The sequence below is a fragment of the Roseovarius atlanticus genome (genome assembly GCF_019802205.1).
Classification (GTDB): Bacteria; Pseudomonadota; Alphaproteobacteria; order Rhodobacterales; family Rhodobacteraceae; genus Roseovarius; species Roseovarius atlanticus_A.
Window position 1 is genome coordinate 347,127 of record NZ_JAHVHQ010000004.1, and the last position, 16,349, is coordinate 363,475.

The window sequence follows — 16,349 nt, forward strand, 5'->3', positions numbered from 1 at the left end:
CAGATGCGTGACACGAGCTTGTTTCCGTCAAGGGCTCGTGCCGCAATGATCTGCAGCCTTTTGCCCGGTGCTGAGCTATCCGGTCCATCCAAGGCCCGACGAAATCGAATTCATCGATTGCAGGAGCGGGATGGAAACGCGGTTCGGCTCTTCACGGGACCGCACCTCGCGTAGCAAGGCGACCTGCAGGGTATTTACTCGGTCCAGCCCGGGGCGAATCCTGTCGAAACGCGCGCGCATACGCGGAAACCTTTCGGCAATCTTCTCACTCCCGGTCAGGAAAGCGATGCCGCTGCATGCCAGCGCGTATTCCTTGGCGATCGCATCAGTCACGCTTCGGCGAATATCGTCATCCGTGACCAGCGACGCGTATTCCCCCGCAATGTCCAGATCGGCTTGGAACAAGGACTTCTCGACCTCGTCGGCAATCAGGCGAAAGAGCTTGGTACGCTCGAACATCGCCAGAAGCGTGTCTTCGCCACGGGAGCCTTGAAACTTCCGGAATGCTTCGATGGCAGAGCCGAACCCATACCAGCCAGTGATCAGGTGGCGGTTCTGCGACCATGCAAAGACCCACGGAATCGCCCTCAGATCAGCCAGCGAGGCGGCACCGAACCGACGCGCGGGACGCGAGCCGATCTTGAGCATGGCGAGTTCCTCGACCGGGCTGGCCTGCTGGAAATAGTCGATGAAGCCGGGCATGTGCAGCAGCGTGGAATAGGCGGTCTGGGACAAGCCCGACAGCGCCTCCAGCGCCTCGTTGAATTCCGGCGCGCGGGGTGGGTCGTCCGCGTCCGCCGTATGCTTCAGAACGCTGGACGCCAGAAGCTCAAGGTGCGCGGCGGCGGTACCGCGATTGGCGTAGTTGGCCGACACTACCTCGCCCTGTTCCGTCAGCCGCATCCGTCCCGAAACGGTGTCGGTCGGCTGTGCCGCGATGGCGCGATCCATCGGCGCGCCGCCACGACTGACCGAGCCACCGCGACCGTGAAAGAAGACCGGGGTCAGACCTTTCGACTTCAAAACGCGCGTGATCCTGCGCTGTGCCTGGTCAAGCTCGCAGGTCGAGCAGACAAAGCCGCCATCCTTGTTGCTGTCCGAGTAGCCCAGCATGACTTCGATAGCCGAACCGTCCCGCGTCAGGCTGCGCTTCGCCAGTGGAACATTGAGCAGGTCAAGGAGGATATCGGGGGCGGCGCGCAAATCCTCGATGGTCTCGAACAGCGGCACGACCTTGATTTCCAGGGTTTCGGCGCCGAACCCCGCGTACCGGGCCAGCAGGAAGACTCCCAACAGGTCGTCGGACGAGCGCGTCATGGACAGGATGAAGGGGCCTAACGCGGCCGGGTCCGGCCCGTAGCGGCGTTTCGACATCAAGGTCAGCAGGTCGATCAACTCGTTTGCCTGATCGGACAGCGCGTTGTTGTCAGGCGCAGGCAGCTGCGGCTCTGACAATTCCGACCGAAGCCGTTTCGACCACGCCGGATCGCCATATTCCGGCACGTTGCCATCGTCCCGCTGGCGCCAGATCTCGGCGATCGTCTGGGTTGTTACGGTCGAGTTCTGTCGGATGTCGAGCGTATAGATGCTGAACCCGAAAACCTGCGCCCGCCAGCGCACCGGGCGGATATAACGCTGCGCCAGATGCCGGGCGTCGACCGCGGCAAGCGCGGTCTCGATGATTTCCAGGTCGGTGATGAAATGGCTGACATGGCGATAGGTTTCGAGCCGGTGCAGGATCGCCGAAATCGCCTGCCGAAAAAGCTCGTTGGGGTTGCGGTCACGGTGCGGCGAAACCGAGGCGAGGCGCTCTAGCTCTGCCTGCTTTTCCGAATTCAGCGGGACGATCCGGTTGCTGATGCTCAGACGCTCGGCGGCGATACGCAGATGCTCTCGGTACATGTCCATCGCCGTATCGCGCGCCCGTTTGAGAGCATGGGCCGTGCTGTCGGTGGTCACGTTCGGATTGCCGTCACGATCGCCTCCGATCCAGGAGTGGAAGCGGATGCAAGGCGAAACGACGTCGAAGGTCCCGAAGCGGTTCGCTGCCGCCTGCTCGAACTGTTCGAACACCTGCGGCACGGCGTCGAAGATCCCGTCACGGAAGAACTGCAGCCCCCATTCGATCTCGTCGCTCAGGCCGGGACGTTCCAGCCGCAGTTCGCCCGTCATCCACAGAAGATCGATTTCGCCTTCGATATCGGCAAGAATGCCTGTGCGTTCGCGGGTGGTCCACCGTTGCGCTTCCAGCGCCACGAGGCTGCGATAGATCCTGCGGTGGATTTCCAGGATCGTCACCCGCTTGGCTTCGGTCGGATGCGCGGTCAGGGTCGGCCCGACGGAAAGACTGGCCGAGATCTCTGCAAGGCGTTCCGCGGTCAGATCCTGGCGGTCGAGGGCCTGCGCGAAACTGCTCGGCACGGTTTCCGCCCCGGTTTGCGTTTCGGTTTGGCGCCGGTCGCGGATCGCCGCATTTTCCTCGACGATACGCAAAAGCTGGAACCAGATATTCAGGGCCTGAAGATAGGGCACGGCAGCGGCCCCGGTGGGGATCGCCCCCTCGCTGTCGTTCCGGGCCCATTCGGACACGTGCGGCGCACGCCGTTCAAGGACATTGCTCCACAGCTCGAAGAGTGCCCGGCGCAGGTCGGCGGCATAAGCCTCGCCGTCATGGGTGCCGTCGCAGGCGGCATTCAGCAGGACAGACGGCATCAGACGCTGCCCGCGCTCGGCGAACATGGCGCACAAACAGGTATGTCGCCGCATTTCGCCCGGTGATCAAGACTATCGACCATGACTTTCCTCTTGTTGCGGCGCCGGCATGCAGCATACAGCGCCGCCCAGTTCTCGCCCGGTGTCGTTTCCTTCACGCTACCATCCTTGTCCGAAAGCCGCCTTTAGGATTCCGTCAGAATTCGTCATGAATCCACGCATCTCCAGGACAATGTGCCGAGCCAGAATGACATGACATGTCAGCGCATGACTACCTACACTTGAGTTTGAAGCGACGCTCATTCGGAACACTGGAGCGTAGGCTTCAAGCGACAGGTTGAAAGACCTTTGCTTGCAGTTCAGGCTTAATGGAGGCTGACCGCACTTAGACAGCTTCAGATTGCGCGGCGGCAGACCTTGTGCAGTTGCGGGGGAAAAGGTGCTTCGTCCCGCAGGGTAAGCTTTGCCCGGATCAATTGCGGACGTGTGATTACGGGCGAAGACAGCCCTTCATCTCATGCAGAGCGAGCACCTGCTCAGGTTGGAGTTGAAATTTCCGTTTTGACGTATTGTTCGTAAGGGTTGACGCGACTTACCTCGGCGATCGGGCAGTTCTTGAGAACAAGTGTATTCGCTTGTTTGTCCCACCGGCTCATTCAACGCCTGAAGCTCTGGATATCGTCCGCCGAAAGGGCATAGCCGATCTCGGCCAGTTGGGTGGACCGCGACGCCGTGCCGAACATGCCAGTGACCGTCACCGGCTCGAACATGCCGGAGCTTTCGAAGGGCGTGCCGGTGGTCACGAAGACCAGCTGGTTCGCCGGGGGCGGGGGGACGTGAACGCAGGCGCCGACATAAGGGACCAGGATGAACGCGGTGATGCCGGTACCCTCGTGGTCGAGTGGCACGATAAAGCCCGACAGTTGCACGGTCTTTCCGGTCCAGTCGGTCCGGATGCCCGTCGACGGCGGCTGGCGCACGGCCATGCTGCTTTCGTCATGCGGCAGGATGCCTTGCAGGTTGCCGGGCAGAGACGTGTCGTCCTCGGGCAGAAGGTCGCGCCATTCCAACGCGACCACCGTGTCGGCCAGCACCTGTCCGGCAAACCCCGATGCGGCGACAGACAGAAGCATCGCCCGACGGGTCAGTCCCTTCACTGCCATTCGTAGACCTCGATCCGCTCGGCGGTCATCCGGTATCCGACATCGGCTATCTGGGTCTTCATGGATTTGGCCGAGAGCCGCCCCGAGACCCAGACCGGATTCCACAGCGAGTCGCTGGGCCAGGGGGTTCTCGTGGTGACGAAGACAAGCTGGTTGGGCGGTGGCGGGGGCGTATGGATGCAGGCGCCCACGTAAGGCACGAGCATGAAGCTGGTTACACCTTGAGAATTGAAGTCGAAGGGGATGATGTAGCCGGGCAGCTTGATCGGCTTGCCGTTGAGACGGGTGTTCATCCGCCACGCGTTGCGGTCGTATTCGGGGACCCAGGTGTCATTGGCCTCGTCGATCTTGCCGGGACCGATGATCTCACCATAGGGCACGCCCTTGGGGATCAGGTCCGGCCATGAAATCACACGGTACTGGCTGGCCATGGCCCGGCTCGGCACCAGGGTTGCCGAGAGCATGGCCAGGACGGCCCGTCGAGAAGGATGTGCGTGTCTCATATCCTGACCATCATGCCATCGGACAGCGACAGGCGGTAGGCCCTGAGGGCCGGAAACAGGCTGACAAGCGCCGCCGCGACGATCACACCTGCGAGAGTGGCCAGTTCCCGCCCGGTCGGCCGTGCGATCGGCAGCCAGAGGCCGAAGGCGCTGTCCACCACCTGCTGCGCCAACGCCAGCCCAGTGTAAAGCAGCGTGAGGCCGAGGAGTGCGCCGAGGGCCGCCATCAGCCCCGCTTCCAGCACCAGCAGGCCGAGGATGGTGGCCGGGCGCGCGCCCATGGCCCGCCAGATCGCCATTTCCCGCCGCCGTTCGTTGAGCGAGGAAAAGATCATCGCCATCATGCCCAGGAGGGCCGTCACTACCACCATCGCCGACACGCCGATCAGCGCGGTCTCGGCCACACCGACGATCTGCCATAGCTCCTGCAGGGCGACACCGGGCAGGACGGCCAGCAACGGCTCTTCCGGGTAGGTGTTGATCCAGCGTTGCAGGCCGAAGATCTGAAGCCGCGACTTGACCCCGACCAGCGCGGCCGTCACCGCCGAAGGCGACAGGTCCATCTGGCGTATCTGCTCGACAGGGGTGCTTTGGCCGGGGATCTGCGCGCCGGATTGCCAGTCGACATGGATCGCCTCGATCGCCTCCAGGCTGACGATGACGGTCCGGTCCACCGGGGTGCCGGTGCGGTCGACGATGCCCGCCACGCGAAAGGGCTGATCGTCGTGGTGGGTGAAGGAGGCAAGGCCGTGCGACACGACGATCGGGTCGCCCACCGCATAACCCAAGGTGGCCGCGACCTCGGCGCCGATGACCGCGTCGTAAAGATCGTCCAGCCCGTGGCCATCCCCGATCTCCAGCGACCGTCCGCCGCGATACTTGTAGTGTTCGAAAAATGCCTGCGTGGTGCCCATGACCCGGAACTGTCGGTGGCTGTCGCCCAGCGATATGGGCACGATCCAGTCCACCTCGGGCCGGTCGGCGATATCGCGGTAGCTTTCCCAGCTCACGTTGTTGGTGGCGTTGCCGATCCGGAACACCGAATACAGCAACAGCTGCACCGAGCCCGAGCGCGCCCCGACGATCAGGTCGGTGCCGGAAATCGTGTCGGCGAAACTGGCCTTGGCGCCGGTGCGCACCTTCTCGACCCCGAGAAACAGCGCGACCGACAGGGCTATGGCCAACACCGTCATGCTGACGGTCAGGGCGCGCGCCATGAGAGACCCGAAGGCAAGGCGCAGGATCATGCGGCCTGCCTTTCGACCGAGGCGATGTCAGCGAGGTGCACCACCCGATCGAACCGTGCGCCCAGCCGTTCGTCATGGCTGACCATCAACAGAGACGAGCCCGCCGCTGCGATCTGGTCGAACAAAAGGCCCAGAAACGCATCCTGCGTCGCCGCATCCAGCGCCGAGGTCGGCTCGTCCGCGACGATCAGGGGCGGCTGGCCGATCAGGGCGCGCGCCACGGCGACCCGTTGCTGCTGGCCGACGGAAAGGCGCCCGGCCTTGGCCTGAATGATGTCGCCGGGCAGGCCCAGTGCGGTGCACAACCTTGCCGCATCGTCTGGCCCGGCACGCTTGCGCCGCTCCGGCGCGAACTTCAAGGGCAGCAGGATGTTGTCCGACACGCTGGCATAGGGCAGCAGGTTGAACTGCTGGAAAATGACGCCGACGCGCTCGGCCCGGAACCTGTCGCGCGCGCCGGCCCGCAGGGTGGCAAGATCGGTGCCGGCCAGGTCCACCCGGCCGGCATCGGCGGTGACGATCCCGCAGACCAGCGACAGGAGCGTGGACTTGCCCGACCCGCTTTCGCCCAGAAGCAGAACGCTTTCGCCCCGGTCCAGCCGGAACTCCGGCACCGACATCCCGAAAGACGCCCGCCCCGGCCAGCGGAACCGCACGTCTTGCAGGGTCAGGGCCGGGTCCGCCATCGCTACTGGAACGAGACTTCGGCGGCACCGGGCGTCAGTTCCGCCGTGCCCGCGCCGGCCCCGGTCACGTATTGCACCTCGATTTCCCCGGCATTGGGGAACCGATCGAAGAACGGGAAACCCACGCCGGTCAGCGCGTCCTCGTCATCGCAGGTGAAACCATAGGTCACGTGAAATTCGCTATGGCGCGCCGCGTCCGCGTGATCTTCGTGGTCGTGCTCCTCGCCTTCGGCATGCTCTTCGTGGTCGTGATCATGCTCTTCGCCCTTGGCGTGATCGACGTCATGCGCGTGGTCATCATCGCCAGCATGCAGATGGGCCAGAACCTCGGTCAGGCGGCACCCCGCGCCCTCGGGCAGGGTCACGATCTCTTCCGGCGTCAGGAAATGCCGGATCGCGGCGTCGACGGCCTCCTTGTCCCCGGCAGAACTTGCCTCGTGCTCGAACCCGACGATGTCCATGCCCGGCGACAGGATGTTGATCTCGACCTCCCCGTGTTCGACCGCGATCTCGACGGTCGAGACGCCGTGCACATGCGCGTCCAGTTCACGCGTGTCCTGCGCGATTGCGGGCACGGCGAGGGTCGTGGTGGCCAGGGCCAGATAGATCGGTTTCATGACAGGTCCTTTTAGGGTTCATTGATGAAGTCAGATGCGTGCCAATGCAACGGCGCCAACACGGTGAGAGCGCTCAAATCCGCGTGGCTTTGGAAATTTTCAGTAATTGCGTCTCGACCTTGGCGACGGCATCAGGCGCGTCACCAGCCCGCGCGGGCGTGGCAAACTGCGCAGCCGGGATCAGGGAGGAGTTGCATTTCATGTGGTTCGGTCCTCTCGTCTCGTCATGTCTCTGGGGTGCCGGCCCGACAGGTCAGCCTGTCGCGGGCAAGCGTGATCCGCTCTGCCCGGTCGAGCCGGGCCAGAATGGCGTCGGGCGCTTCGCCCTCGGCCCGTGCCTTTTGCCAGATGCGGCGGCACGAGGCTGGTGACCATGCCAGCGCCGCCTGGTGCATCCAGTTGCGCAATGGCTGTGGCAGGGCGTCGAAATCCCGCATCGGGTCGCTGCGCCGTCGGCGGCGCAGGCCGGTGGCGACGTTGCGGCTCATAAGTCGGCGTCCCGATCGGTGACCGGGTCGAGCGCCAGCATCAGGCGGGTTTCGCCCGTACCCTCGATCGGCGGAGAGCGGTGCAGCAGGTGCGGATCGGGTTGCGCCGGCCAGAGCGTGCCGCGCATCACGAAGGGCGATCCGGTTGGCACCGTATGGATGGTGGCCGGCGCGTCGTCTCGCGACACACCGTATTGCGTGCCGGTGCCGCGATAGGTGCAGACCAGCCGGGCCGTGACCCTGTCGATGTGGAACCGGCGGCAGGCATTCGTCGTCACCACGTCCAACCGCAGGCGCAGCCAACGCGCACGTGTCATCTCGCCAAAGGTGGCGGCCAGCACCGCGATGTCGTCGACGAGGATCCGGCGCTCCGGTGTGTCGGGCATGCTCGCCTCGTCGCACGCCAGGGTGACGGCCGAGGCGATCTCGCCGGGTCGCACGATGACCCGGGTCGAGGGCAGTACCTCGGGCGGTAGCGTTTCCAGCCAGTGCAGCACGGTTGCGGGAAGCCTGCGCTGGCAGATCACGCCACCCACGCCCGGCAGCCGGATCGCGCCCATGTCCTCGGGGCCATTGACGCTCAGTACGCCCGACCCGGCGCCTTTCGGAACAATCGGATGCAGGGTCACGACGCCCTCCGCCAGGCGGGGAACGGGTCGGGCAGGTCGGGCAGGTGGCCCGGTCCCGATGCCACGCTTTCGGGGATTAGCGCCGCGTCCAGCCGCGCCTTCAGTGCCGGCCAGTCGATACCTGCGCCGATGAACACGATCTCCTGCCGGCGGTCGCCCCACGGCTCTTGCCAGTGCGCCCTCAGGTAGTCCTGCGCGGCGGCGTGGTCTGGGTGCCGCTCCTTCGGTACCGTGGCCCACCATTGGCCCAGCGGCGAGACCGAAGACAGCGCCCCGGCGAGCGAGTACTCCGCCACCCAGTCGGGCCGCGTGGCGATCCAGAAATGCCCTTTCGCGCGGATCACGCCCGGCAGGTTGCCGTTCAGCACCGCCATGATCTTTTCCGGCTCGAACGGCTGCCGCGCGCGATAGACGAAGGACGCGACGCCGTATTCCTCGGTTTCGGGCACGTGGTCGGCAAAGCCGTAGAGTTCCTTGGCCCACATCGGGTGCTCATGCGCCTTCTCGAAATCGAAAAGCCCGGTGTCGAGGATGGCGTCCGCGGCAACGTCGGAATGATCGGTCTCGATGATCCGGGCGTCGGCGTTGAGGCTGCGGATGATCTTGCGCGCCGCATCGGTGCGCTCGGGCCCCGCGTCGGAGACCTTGTTGAGCACCACGACATCGGCAAACTCGATCTGGTCGGTCAGCAGGTGCACCAGCGTGCGCTCGTCCGCCTCGCCCATGGTCTCGCCCCGGTCGCTGAGGAAATCGTGGCTGGAATAATCCTTGAGCAGGTTCACCGCGTCGACCACCGTGACCATCGTATCGAGGCGCGAGACATCCGACAGGCTGTCGCCCGCCTCGTCGCGGAAATCGAAAGTGGCGGCGACGGGCAGCGGCTCGGAAATGCCGGTCGATTCGATCAGCAGATAGTCGAAGCGTCCCTCGCCGGCGAGCCTGCGAACCTCGTCCAGAAGGTCGTCGCGCAGGGTGCAGCAGATGCAGCCATTGCTCATTTCCACGAGCGTCTCGTCGGTGTGGCTGAGGTTGGCGCCGCCTTCGCGCACGAGGTCGGCGTCGATGTTCACCTCGGACATGTCGTTGACGATCACGGCAACACGTCGGCCCTCGCGATTGTTGAGGACGCGGTTCAGGAGTGTCGTCTTCCCGGCGCCGAGAAAGCCGGAAAGCACGGTGACGGGGAGGCGGGAGTTTAGAACTGTTTGCATGTTGGCTCTTGTTTGGGACCGGCTCTGCAGTCCGATTTGGATTGGGTTTTTGGACCCCGAACGGGAACGCCCTGGGCGGCATGGGCCTCGCCCCGGAAAACTCGAGCCGCGTCAGTGTGCTTAGGGCGGTTCCGGGATTTTCTCTTTCCGAACATCCTTCAGGTGGTCTCAATCTTCAGCGCGGGCCGCTCTGTCGTTGCTTTCCCTGGGTAACACGAGAAGTGATACCATATAACATCACAGTGTTATCTTATAACGTTTTGAGAAACACAAGTGGCAGAATGCTTATGCAGAACAATTTCACTCATGTCCGGAATTGCCATTAGAGCCGATGGCCAGATGGCCACCATTCGACAAGTCTGCGGAGAACGACCGACCTATGCCTGAACTGCCTCGAAAGCGCCCGCTCGAGACCTTTTTCGCCAATGTCCAGACAACCATAAAGCGGACATCAGCCAAGCTTCCTGGAGGTCAGTCTCGGCTCGCGAGAACGCCTAAAAGTTCGGCGCCTATAAGGCGTCGACCGCTGGGCACGGCAAGCGCTCAAAGCTGACGACAAAAGCGGCCGTCTACCGCTAACGCAATGAACCCACTAAGCCTGACTAGGGCTATGGAGCCTCACATCAGGCCGAACAAGCGCGGTATCGTAAGCGAAAGGTCTGGCCAGAAAGTGGTCAGCATAAGTACCGGGAAGGCCACGAATCCCATCAGTCCGAGCGCTGGCATCACGGCTTGCAAGATGGGCACACGGCATATCTTGCAGGACAGGAAAAGCGTGGGCGCGACGGGCGGGCTGTTGGCGCCGATCACCACCGAACAGGCGACGATCGCCGCGAAATGCACCGGGTCGATATCGTTGGCGACCATCAGCGGCAGGAAGAGCGGTGCGATGACCACGGTGACCGAGACGTCGTCCATCAGCGCGCCCGCGACGATCAGCACGAGGTTCACCACCAGAAGCGCGCCAACCGGGGTGGTCACGACCGACTGGATCGCTTCGGTCAGGTCCTGGGGGACACGCTCGAACGCCATGATGCGCGAGATCATGAAGGAGAAGAGCAGGATGAGGATGATCGTGCCCGTCGTTTCGGCAGCGCCGAGGACACTGCGCCCGAGGCTGCCCCATGTGAATTCGCGGTAGATGAGGCCGCCCACGATGAGAGCCGCGACAGCCGCCACGGCGGCGGCCTCGGTCGGTGTGAAGATGCCGCCGTAGATACCGCCCAGGATGATGATCGGAAGCGACAGGGCAGGCAGCGCATTGAGAGTGACGCGGCCGAAGCTTTGGGTGTCCTCCGCCTCCAGTTCGATTTCGTCGAAGGCGCGGCCGACGAGGAAGCGGTTGTAGAGAATGAGACCGATGATGAGGATGATCGCGGGGCCGATCGTGGCCGCGAAACAGGCGGCGACGGATTGGCGGGTGACGACCGCGAAGAGGATCATGGTGATCGAGGGTGGGATCAGGATGCCCAGCAGGGACGAGATCCCGAGCAGGGCTGCGATGCGCCCGCGCGGGTAGCCCCGCTGCACCAACGGCTCGGTCATGATCGAGCCGATCGAGGCAATGGCCGCGGTGGCGGTGCCGGAAATGGCGCCGAAGATGCTGGAGGAGAGGACCATGGCGGTGCCCATGCCGCCTCGGCCCGTCGCGAGGCGGCTTACGAAGGCGATGATGCGGCGGGCGATGCCGCCCGACTGCATCAGGTAGCCCGTCAGGATGAAGAGCGGCAGCGCGACGAGAACGACAGAGTTCAGCGATCGAAAGCCCTGTAGCATCAGGGTATTGAGGTTCACGTCATAGACCCAGGTGAGGTAGGCGAGAACACCGGCGAAGGACCATGCGACGGGAAGGCCGAGGCCCATCAGAAGGATGAGCAAGGGCAGGGCTATGAGGGCGTCCATTGGGTATTGTCCGTGATTTCAGCGGCGCATGAGCCGCCGGCAGGCGTCAATCGCGTCGCGCAGGGCGTAGGCGTAACACCCGACCGCGGCGACGCCTATGGCGAATTGCGGGATCCAGAGAGGGATCTGGAAGGCGGGCGTGCTTTGCGGGCGTTTCATGCCCCAGGTGAACATGTGGTAGGCCCACACCATGAAGAAGCAGGTAACCACGATGGTCAGCGTCGCGATGAGCAGGTCATGCGCCGCCTTGCCGCGCGGGTTCTTGAGGCTACCGGCGATCCAGTCCACGGTCAGGTGTTCGTGGCGCCGCGAGGCGATGACCGCGCCCACCATGTAGAGGGCGACCGCGGCCAGCATGATCAGCTCGTGCAGGCCCACGACCGAGAGGCCCAGCACGTAGCGCGCCACCACGAGAAAGAACATGAGCCCCACCACCGCGGCGGAGGAGACCACCCCGATCACGTTCAACACGATCGCGATGGCCCCGCCGATGCGGCCCAGGGCCGACGCGCGTTCAGAGCTCGCCGGCATTTGCACGGATCGTGTCCATGATCTCGCTGCCGATGCGTTCTTCCATCAGCGGCCAGACTGCCTCGCGCACCTTCTTGGCCATCTCCGCAAGCTGCTCGTCGGAGGGTTCGATGTACTCCATTCCCGCAGTCTTGGCCTGTTCGATGTAGTACTGGTCACGCTCCTGCGCCTGATCGAAAGCTTCTTCCATCACGGTCAGCGCTGCGTTCTGCACGACTTGCTGATGCTCTTCCGACAGGTCTTCCCACGCGCCGGTGTTCATGGCGATCACGCCGGTGACAAATTGCATCTTGGTCTGGTTGTAATAGTCCAGAACATCCCGGAAATACTCGTAGTCCCAATAGATGATGTTGGCGCCGTCGCCGTCGACCACGCCGGTCTGAATGGCGGTGAAAACCTCGGACCAGTCGATTGTCGCGGTCTGGTAGCCCAGTGCCTGCACCGACTCGGCCATCGGGAACATGGCGGGCACGCGGATCTTGAGATCGGATGCCTCTTCCTCGCTCATGGCGTACTTGTTCGCCGAGGCGATGCCGTTGAACCCTTCGGGCCAGGGGCCGAAGAACTTGAGGCCGAGATCGTCGTAGATCCCGACCAGCATGTCGTTGACCCAGCCGCCGGGCTTGTAGGCTTCGAACGCCTCGTCCCAGCTGGTGACCATGTAGGGCGTGAAGAGAACGCCCAAGCGTTCGTCGTAGGCCGTGATCGGCCAGTTGATCATCATGTCGATATCGCCGGCCACGAAGAGGTCGAAGACCTCGGCCTGGCTGCCCAGCTCGTTCTGGTAGAAGACATCGACCTGAACTTCGCCCTCCGTGCCTTCTTCGATCAGCTCGGCCCAACGGTCGAGCGCGTCGCCGGAAGGCGAGCCCTTGGCCCCTGAGTCAGTCGCCAGCTTGAGCTGGGTCTCGGCCAGGGCCGGGGCGGCCGCAAGCATGAGGACCGAGGCGGTCAAGCACAGGATTTTCCTTGCAAACATATTGATTTCTCCTGCTGGATGTTCCGCTGCTTTGTCTCCTGCAGCGTGTGGTTTGAGGATGTGGACACAGTTGTACTATACTGTCAATCGATACGCTCTACGCTCATTCTGCAGCACGGTCGAAGCCTTGAGATCTGCCCGACGCGCTTTGTCTTACGGCCTTTCATGCCTCGTGCCGGTTCTGCCACAACTCCCATTTGAACCGCGTGCGCACACCGAGGTCGAGAAAGGGGCGCGGCGGCAACAGACTGGGCGAACCGAGGCTTTCCATATCCGCTATCAGAGGATTGTCTTGGCCGGTTGCGACGTCAGCTGCGAGGATACCGCCAAAGGTGCCCTTCGTGACGCCGACCGCGTTCTGGCAGACCGCCGACCAGATGTACGGCGCGACCTGACCGAATGCCGGCGAGGCATTGCGGGACAGGCAGACGAAGCCGCTCCAGGTATGTTCCATCTCGACCGCCTCGAGCCCCGGAAAACGCTGATCGAAGAGTCTCTTGTGTCGCCGCTTCACGGCATCCTGCTCTCCGGGATTGATCCGCTGGCTGGGGCGATAGTTCAGACCTTGCCGGATCAGGATTCGGTGGTCGGACGTGTAGCGCATGGTGATCCCGGCAAAGGCGTTGGCGGGGGTGAGACCCCAGGGGCGCGGGGCGCCGTAGATCCGCCGTTCCTCCGCGGTCAGGGGACGGGTCAGGCTGGCATGGGCAATGAGGTGCAGGAACTTGCGCTGGTGAAAGCCGAACTGCTCGGAAAAGCCGTTGGCCGCCAGAATCATCTTCGGCGCGCGCACCGACCCCTTGGCCGTAGTGAGACGAACGCCGTTCGCGTATTCGGCCTCGATGACCGGCGAATTCTCGTGGAGCTGGACGTTGTCGGGCAAGGTGTCGGCCAAGCCTCGGGTCAGCGCGGCGGGGTTCATCAAGACGCAGCTGGGCGTGTAGACCGCAGCGGTGAAATGCGGCGACCCGAGCGTCTGTCTCAGCGCGTCGCCCTCGACCCATTCGAAGGGCTCGTCCAGTGCCTCGAGCTCTTTGCGGAAAGGTACGAGGACTTGTTCGGTCCCTCGGGGCGAGACGGCCGCGTGGTACTTGCCCGCGCGGGACCAGTCGCAGTCGATGCCGTGCCGTTCGACCACGCCTTCGAGGTGATCAAGCGACATCCGCGCGAGTTTCATGAAGCGGTGGCTGCCCTCCAGCTCGTCGAGCGAGGAGCCGACATTGTGAGGCAGGTCGATGCCGAAACCCGAGTTCCGGCCCGACGCGTTCTCGCCCGCCTGGCCTGCATCGATCAGGACGATCTTTTCGTCGGGACGGTTCTCGGCCAGGCGCCGTGCGGCGGCGAGGCCGGCATAGCCTGCGCCCAGGACGATCCAGTCGGCCGCCACGTCGCCCTGCAGTTCGGGACGAGGCGTGCGGTCGGGCAGGATCGCGCTCCAACCGTTGGTCTTGTCATCCGCGGGAAGCCTGGTGATCTTCATCGCTCAGGCTTCCTTGGCCCAGTCGGCCGGCTCGATCGCGAAGAACACCAGCGCATCTTCGGCCACGTATGTGAGCGCGGAGCCCTTTGGCAGCCAGATGCTTTGGTGCGGTTCGAGGGCAAGATCGCCATCGGCCGTGCGCACCGTCAGGCTGCCCTCCAGCACGAGGATCACCTCGTCATACTTGATGGTCCAGGGGATTTCGGCCTGCTTGAGTTTGACATACCCGCTGCCGAGCCGGGTGCCGTCTTCCGGCCCGCTGACAGTCGCGGCCTTGGCCATGTGGCCGTATTCGAAGCGCGGCGTGAATGTGATCGCGTCCGGCGAAACAACGCGGGCTGGCGATTTGTCAGGCATCGCGATTCTCCCTCATCCTGTCAGAAAATCGTCCTTGTTGACCACAAACCATACAATCCTGTATCTTTCCATGCAACCCTGTACGGAGAGTGCCGATGGTCCTAGCCTCGACTGACGCAAGGCAAGATAGACAGCCCCGGTTGACAAGTGAGGACTGGATCGAATGTGCCTTGACCGTACTTGTCGAGAGCGGGATCGAGGCGGTCCAGATCACTGCCCTGTCGCGGCGGTTGAACGTGACGCGCGGCAGCTTCTACTGGCATTTCGAAAGTCGAGAATCCCTGCTCGATGCCTTGTTGACGGAATGGCGGGCTCGCAATACCGGGGTGATGGTCGAAGCTTTGGCAGGGTCCGACTCGCTGGACGACGGTATCCTTGCGCTGTTCGCGGTCTGGGTGGATCATCGCAGGTTCGACCCGCGCCTCGACCAGGCGATCCGCGACTGGGCGAGACGCTTCGAGAAGCTGCGGGCCGCGGTCAAGGCGGAGGATGCGGCCCGGGTCCAGGCGATTGCGGCCTTCTTCGGGAAGCACGGATTCGATCCGACCGAGGCGTTCATCCGGGCCCGGGTGATCTATTTCACGCAGATCAGCTATTACGCACTGCATCTGGGAGAGGACGAGGCACTGCCGGAGCGTATGAGCTATGTGGAGGTCTATTTCCGAAGCTTTACGGGACGGGACATTTCCCCGGAAATTGCCGCTAGATATCGGGCGCGTATCCTGGATGGCGGTGACTCATGACTGGCGCCGCCGAGACCGGCAAGCGCAGACGTGGCCGTGCCGCGAAACGCCACGGCACGCCCAAGGCGGCGTTCGATGTGGCCTGGCGACGGTGATGCAATCCTTATCCGCCGATAGAGCAGTTCAGCGCATCAGAGATCGAGGCGATTCACACGGCGTCGGTGCGGGTTCTCTCGGATTTCGGGATCCGGGTCCTGAGTGAAGAGTGGCGAGGGAGTTACGTCGCGGCGGGCATGACGGATGCAGGTGAGCAGGTGGTGCGCTTTGATCCGGACCTGGTGGAAGCTCTGGTCTCGGACGCGCCGCCCGAAACAATGCTCCATGGCCGTGGCGACAGCCGGAATGTGACGATCGGTGGCAAGATGATGGGTGTCTGCACGACGGGGGAAACCCCCAATCTTTCGGACGCGAAGAACGGTCGTCGGCCCGGCTGAAAACCGGGGCGTCAACCTTTGGGACGCCTGAATACACCAAGGCGGCATTTGCCTCCGGGCAATTGGCGCGACGCTACAAGATCCCGCTGAGATCGTCGGCCGTGACGGCTTCCAACGTGCCGGACGCGCAGGCCGCCTATGAAAACAGATGTGACTTTGGGGCGCCCTTATGGGCGGAACCAACCTTTTGCTGCACGGCGCCGGCTGGCTCGAGGGCGGGCTGACAGCCTCGGCCGAAAAATTCATTATCGACGTAGAGCAGCTGCAAATGTTCGCCGAACTGTTCAAGCCGGTTGAGGTCAGCGAGCAAGCCTTGGGGCTTGAAGCCATCGGCGACGTTGGACATGGGGGGCACTATTTCGGTACGCAACACACGCTTGATCAGTTCGAGGCCGCATTCTACTCGCCGCTGTTGTCCGATTGGTCCAATTACGAAAGCTGGGTCGAGCGCGGAGCCCTTACGGCGGCGGACAGGGCGCACCGGCTATTCTGTGAGACAGTCAACGCGCATGACCCCCCCGCGATGGATGCGTCACGTCTGGAAGAGCTGTATGATTTCGTTGCACGCCGCACGGCTGAAGGCGGTGCGGACCTCGACAGGTAGTTCGAGAGTGAACTGAGCGAACGCTCACCAGCAAACCTTCGAAGATGCAGACGCTCAGCGCGC

At 63.5% G+C, this 16,349-nt stretch carries 17 protein-coding genes and 1 pseudogene; 3 read left to right on the forward strand and 15 right to left on the reverse strand.

What is annotated here, in order from left to right:
- Positions 1–75: 75 nt before the first annotated feature.
- From KUV49_RS18295 to KUV49_RS18360, 15 genes are all read right to left on the reverse strand, one after another.
- Complete coding sequence (locus KUV49_RS18295; RefSeq protein WP_222452397.1) at positions 76–2,712, reverse strand: phosphoenolpyruvate carboxylase; 2,637 nt, start codon at positions 2,710–2,712, stop codon at positions 76–78.
- Positions 2,713–3,368: 656 nt separating this feature from the next.
- Entirely contained in the window at positions 3,369–3,875 is a 507-nt protein-coding gene (locus KUV49_RS18300) for a DUF3299 domain-containing protein (RefSeq protein ID WP_222452398.1), read from the reverse strand.
- Positions 3,866–4,339, reverse strand: a complete 474-nt coding sequence (locus KUV49_RS18305; RefSeq protein ID WP_261391578.1) for a DUF3299 domain-containing protein — start codon at positions 4,337–4,339, stop codon at positions 3,866–3,868. Before KUV49_RS18305 ends, KUV49_RS18300 begins: the two co-directional genes overlap by 10 nt.
- A 35-nt stretch (positions 4,340–4,374) precedes the next feature.
- On the reverse strand, positions 4,375–5,625 hold the full coding sequence (locus KUV49_RS18310; protein ID WP_222452400.1) for an ABC transporter permease: 1,251 nt from the start codon (positions 5,623–5,625) through the stop codon (positions 4,375–4,377).
- Positions 5,622–6,311 carry an ABC transporter ATP-binding protein gene (locus tag KUV49_RS18315; RefSeq protein ID WP_222452401.1) on the reverse strand — a complete coding sequence of 230 codons (690 nt, stop codon included), beginning with the start codon at positions 6,309–6,311 and terminating at the stop codon, positions 5,622–5,624. Before KUV49_RS18315 ends, KUV49_RS18310 begins: the two co-directional genes overlap by 4 nt.
- Positions 6,312–6,313: 2 nt before the next feature.
- On the reverse strand, positions 6,314–6,928 hold the full coding sequence (locus tag KUV49_RS18320; RefSeq protein WP_222452402.1) for a zinc uptake protein ZrgA: 615 nt from the start codon (positions 6,926–6,928) through the stop codon (positions 6,314–6,316).
- A 73-nt stretch (positions 6,929–7,001) separates the two neighbouring features.
- Entirely contained in the window at positions 7,002–7,130 is a 129-nt protein-coding gene (locus tag KUV49_RS21580) for a hypothetical protein (RefSeq protein ID WP_261391580.1), read from the reverse strand.
- Positions 7,131–7,152: 22 nt separating this feature from the next.
- Positions 7,153–7,416, reverse strand: coding sequence for a DUF6525 family protein (locus tag KUV49_RS18325; RefSeq protein ID WP_222452403.1), 264 nt, complete (start codon positions 7,414–7,416; stop codon positions 7,153–7,155).
- Entirely contained in the window at positions 7,413–8,045 is a 633-nt protein-coding gene (locus KUV49_RS18330) for a DUF1826 domain-containing protein (RefSeq protein WP_315899571.1), read from the reverse strand. The genes KUV49_RS18325 and KUV49_RS18330 overlap by 4 nt, the downstream gene beginning before the upstream one ends.
- On the reverse strand, positions 8,042–9,256 hold the full coding sequence (locus KUV49_RS18335) for a GTP-binding protein (RefSeq protein ID WP_222452404.1): 1,215 nt from the start codon (positions 9,254–9,256) through the stop codon (positions 8,042–8,044). The genes KUV49_RS18330 and KUV49_RS18335 overlap by 4 nt, the downstream gene beginning before the upstream one ends.
- Before the next feature lie 618 nt (positions 9,257–9,874).
- Complete coding sequence (locus tag KUV49_RS18340; protein ID WP_222452405.1) at positions 9,875–11,158, reverse strand: TRAP transporter large permease; 1,284 nt, start codon at positions 11,156–11,158, stop codon at positions 9,875–9,877.
- Between the two features lie 18 nt (positions 11,159–11,176).
- Positions 11,177–11,689: a TRAP transporter small permease gene (locus KUV49_RS18345; RefSeq protein ID WP_222452406.1), complete on the reverse strand. Its 513-nt coding sequence runs from the start codon at positions 11,687–11,689 to the stop codon at positions 11,177–11,179.
- Positions 11,673–12,668: a TRAP transporter substrate-binding protein DctP gene (gene dctP, locus KUV49_RS18350; protein ID WP_222452407.1), complete on the reverse strand. Its 996-nt coding sequence runs from the start codon at positions 12,666–12,668 to the stop codon at positions 11,673–11,675. Before dctP ends, KUV49_RS18345 begins: the two co-directional genes overlap by 17 nt.
- Positions 12,669–12,831: 163 nt before the next feature.
- The gene (locus tag KUV49_RS18355; RefSeq protein ID WP_222452408.1) at positions 12,832–14,148 is read right to left on the reverse strand and encodes an NAD(P)/FAD-dependent oxidoreductase; all 1,317 of its coding nucleotides are present in this window, start codon (positions 14,146–14,148) and stop codon (positions 12,832–12,834) included.
- Positions 14,149–14,151: 3 nt separating this feature from the next.
- Positions 14,152–14,505, reverse strand: a complete 354-nt coding sequence (locus KUV49_RS18360; protein ID WP_222452409.1) for an ethanolamine utilization protein EutQ — start codon at positions 14,503–14,505, stop codon at positions 14,152–14,154.
- 170 nt (positions 14,506–14,675) lie between these two features.
- Here KUV49_RS18360 and KUV49_RS18365 point away from each other — a divergent pair, with 170 nt between their 5' ends.
- The 3 genes and pseudogenes from KUV49_RS18365 to KUV49_RS18380 all read left to right on the forward strand — a co-directional run bounded on the left by KUV49_RS18365 (position 14,676) and on the right by KUV49_RS18380 (position 16,286).
- Positions 14,676–15,248: a TetR/AcrR family transcriptional regulator gene (locus KUV49_RS18365; protein ID WP_222452410.1), complete on the forward strand. Its 573-nt coding sequence runs from the start codon at positions 14,676–14,678 to the stop codon at positions 15,246–15,248.
- Between the two features lie 146 nt (positions 15,249–15,394).
- Entirely contained in the window at positions 15,395–15,682 is a 288-nt protein-coding gene (locus KUV49_RS18370; protein WP_315899586.1) for a trimethylamine methyltransferase family protein, read from the forward strand.
- A pseudogene (locus tag KUV49_RS18380) lies at positions 15,679–16,286 on the forward strand (trimethylamine methyltransferase family protein). Before KUV49_RS18370 ends, KUV49_RS18380 begins: the two are co-directional and overlap by 4 nt.
- Positions 16,287–16,349: the final 63 nt, after the last annotated feature.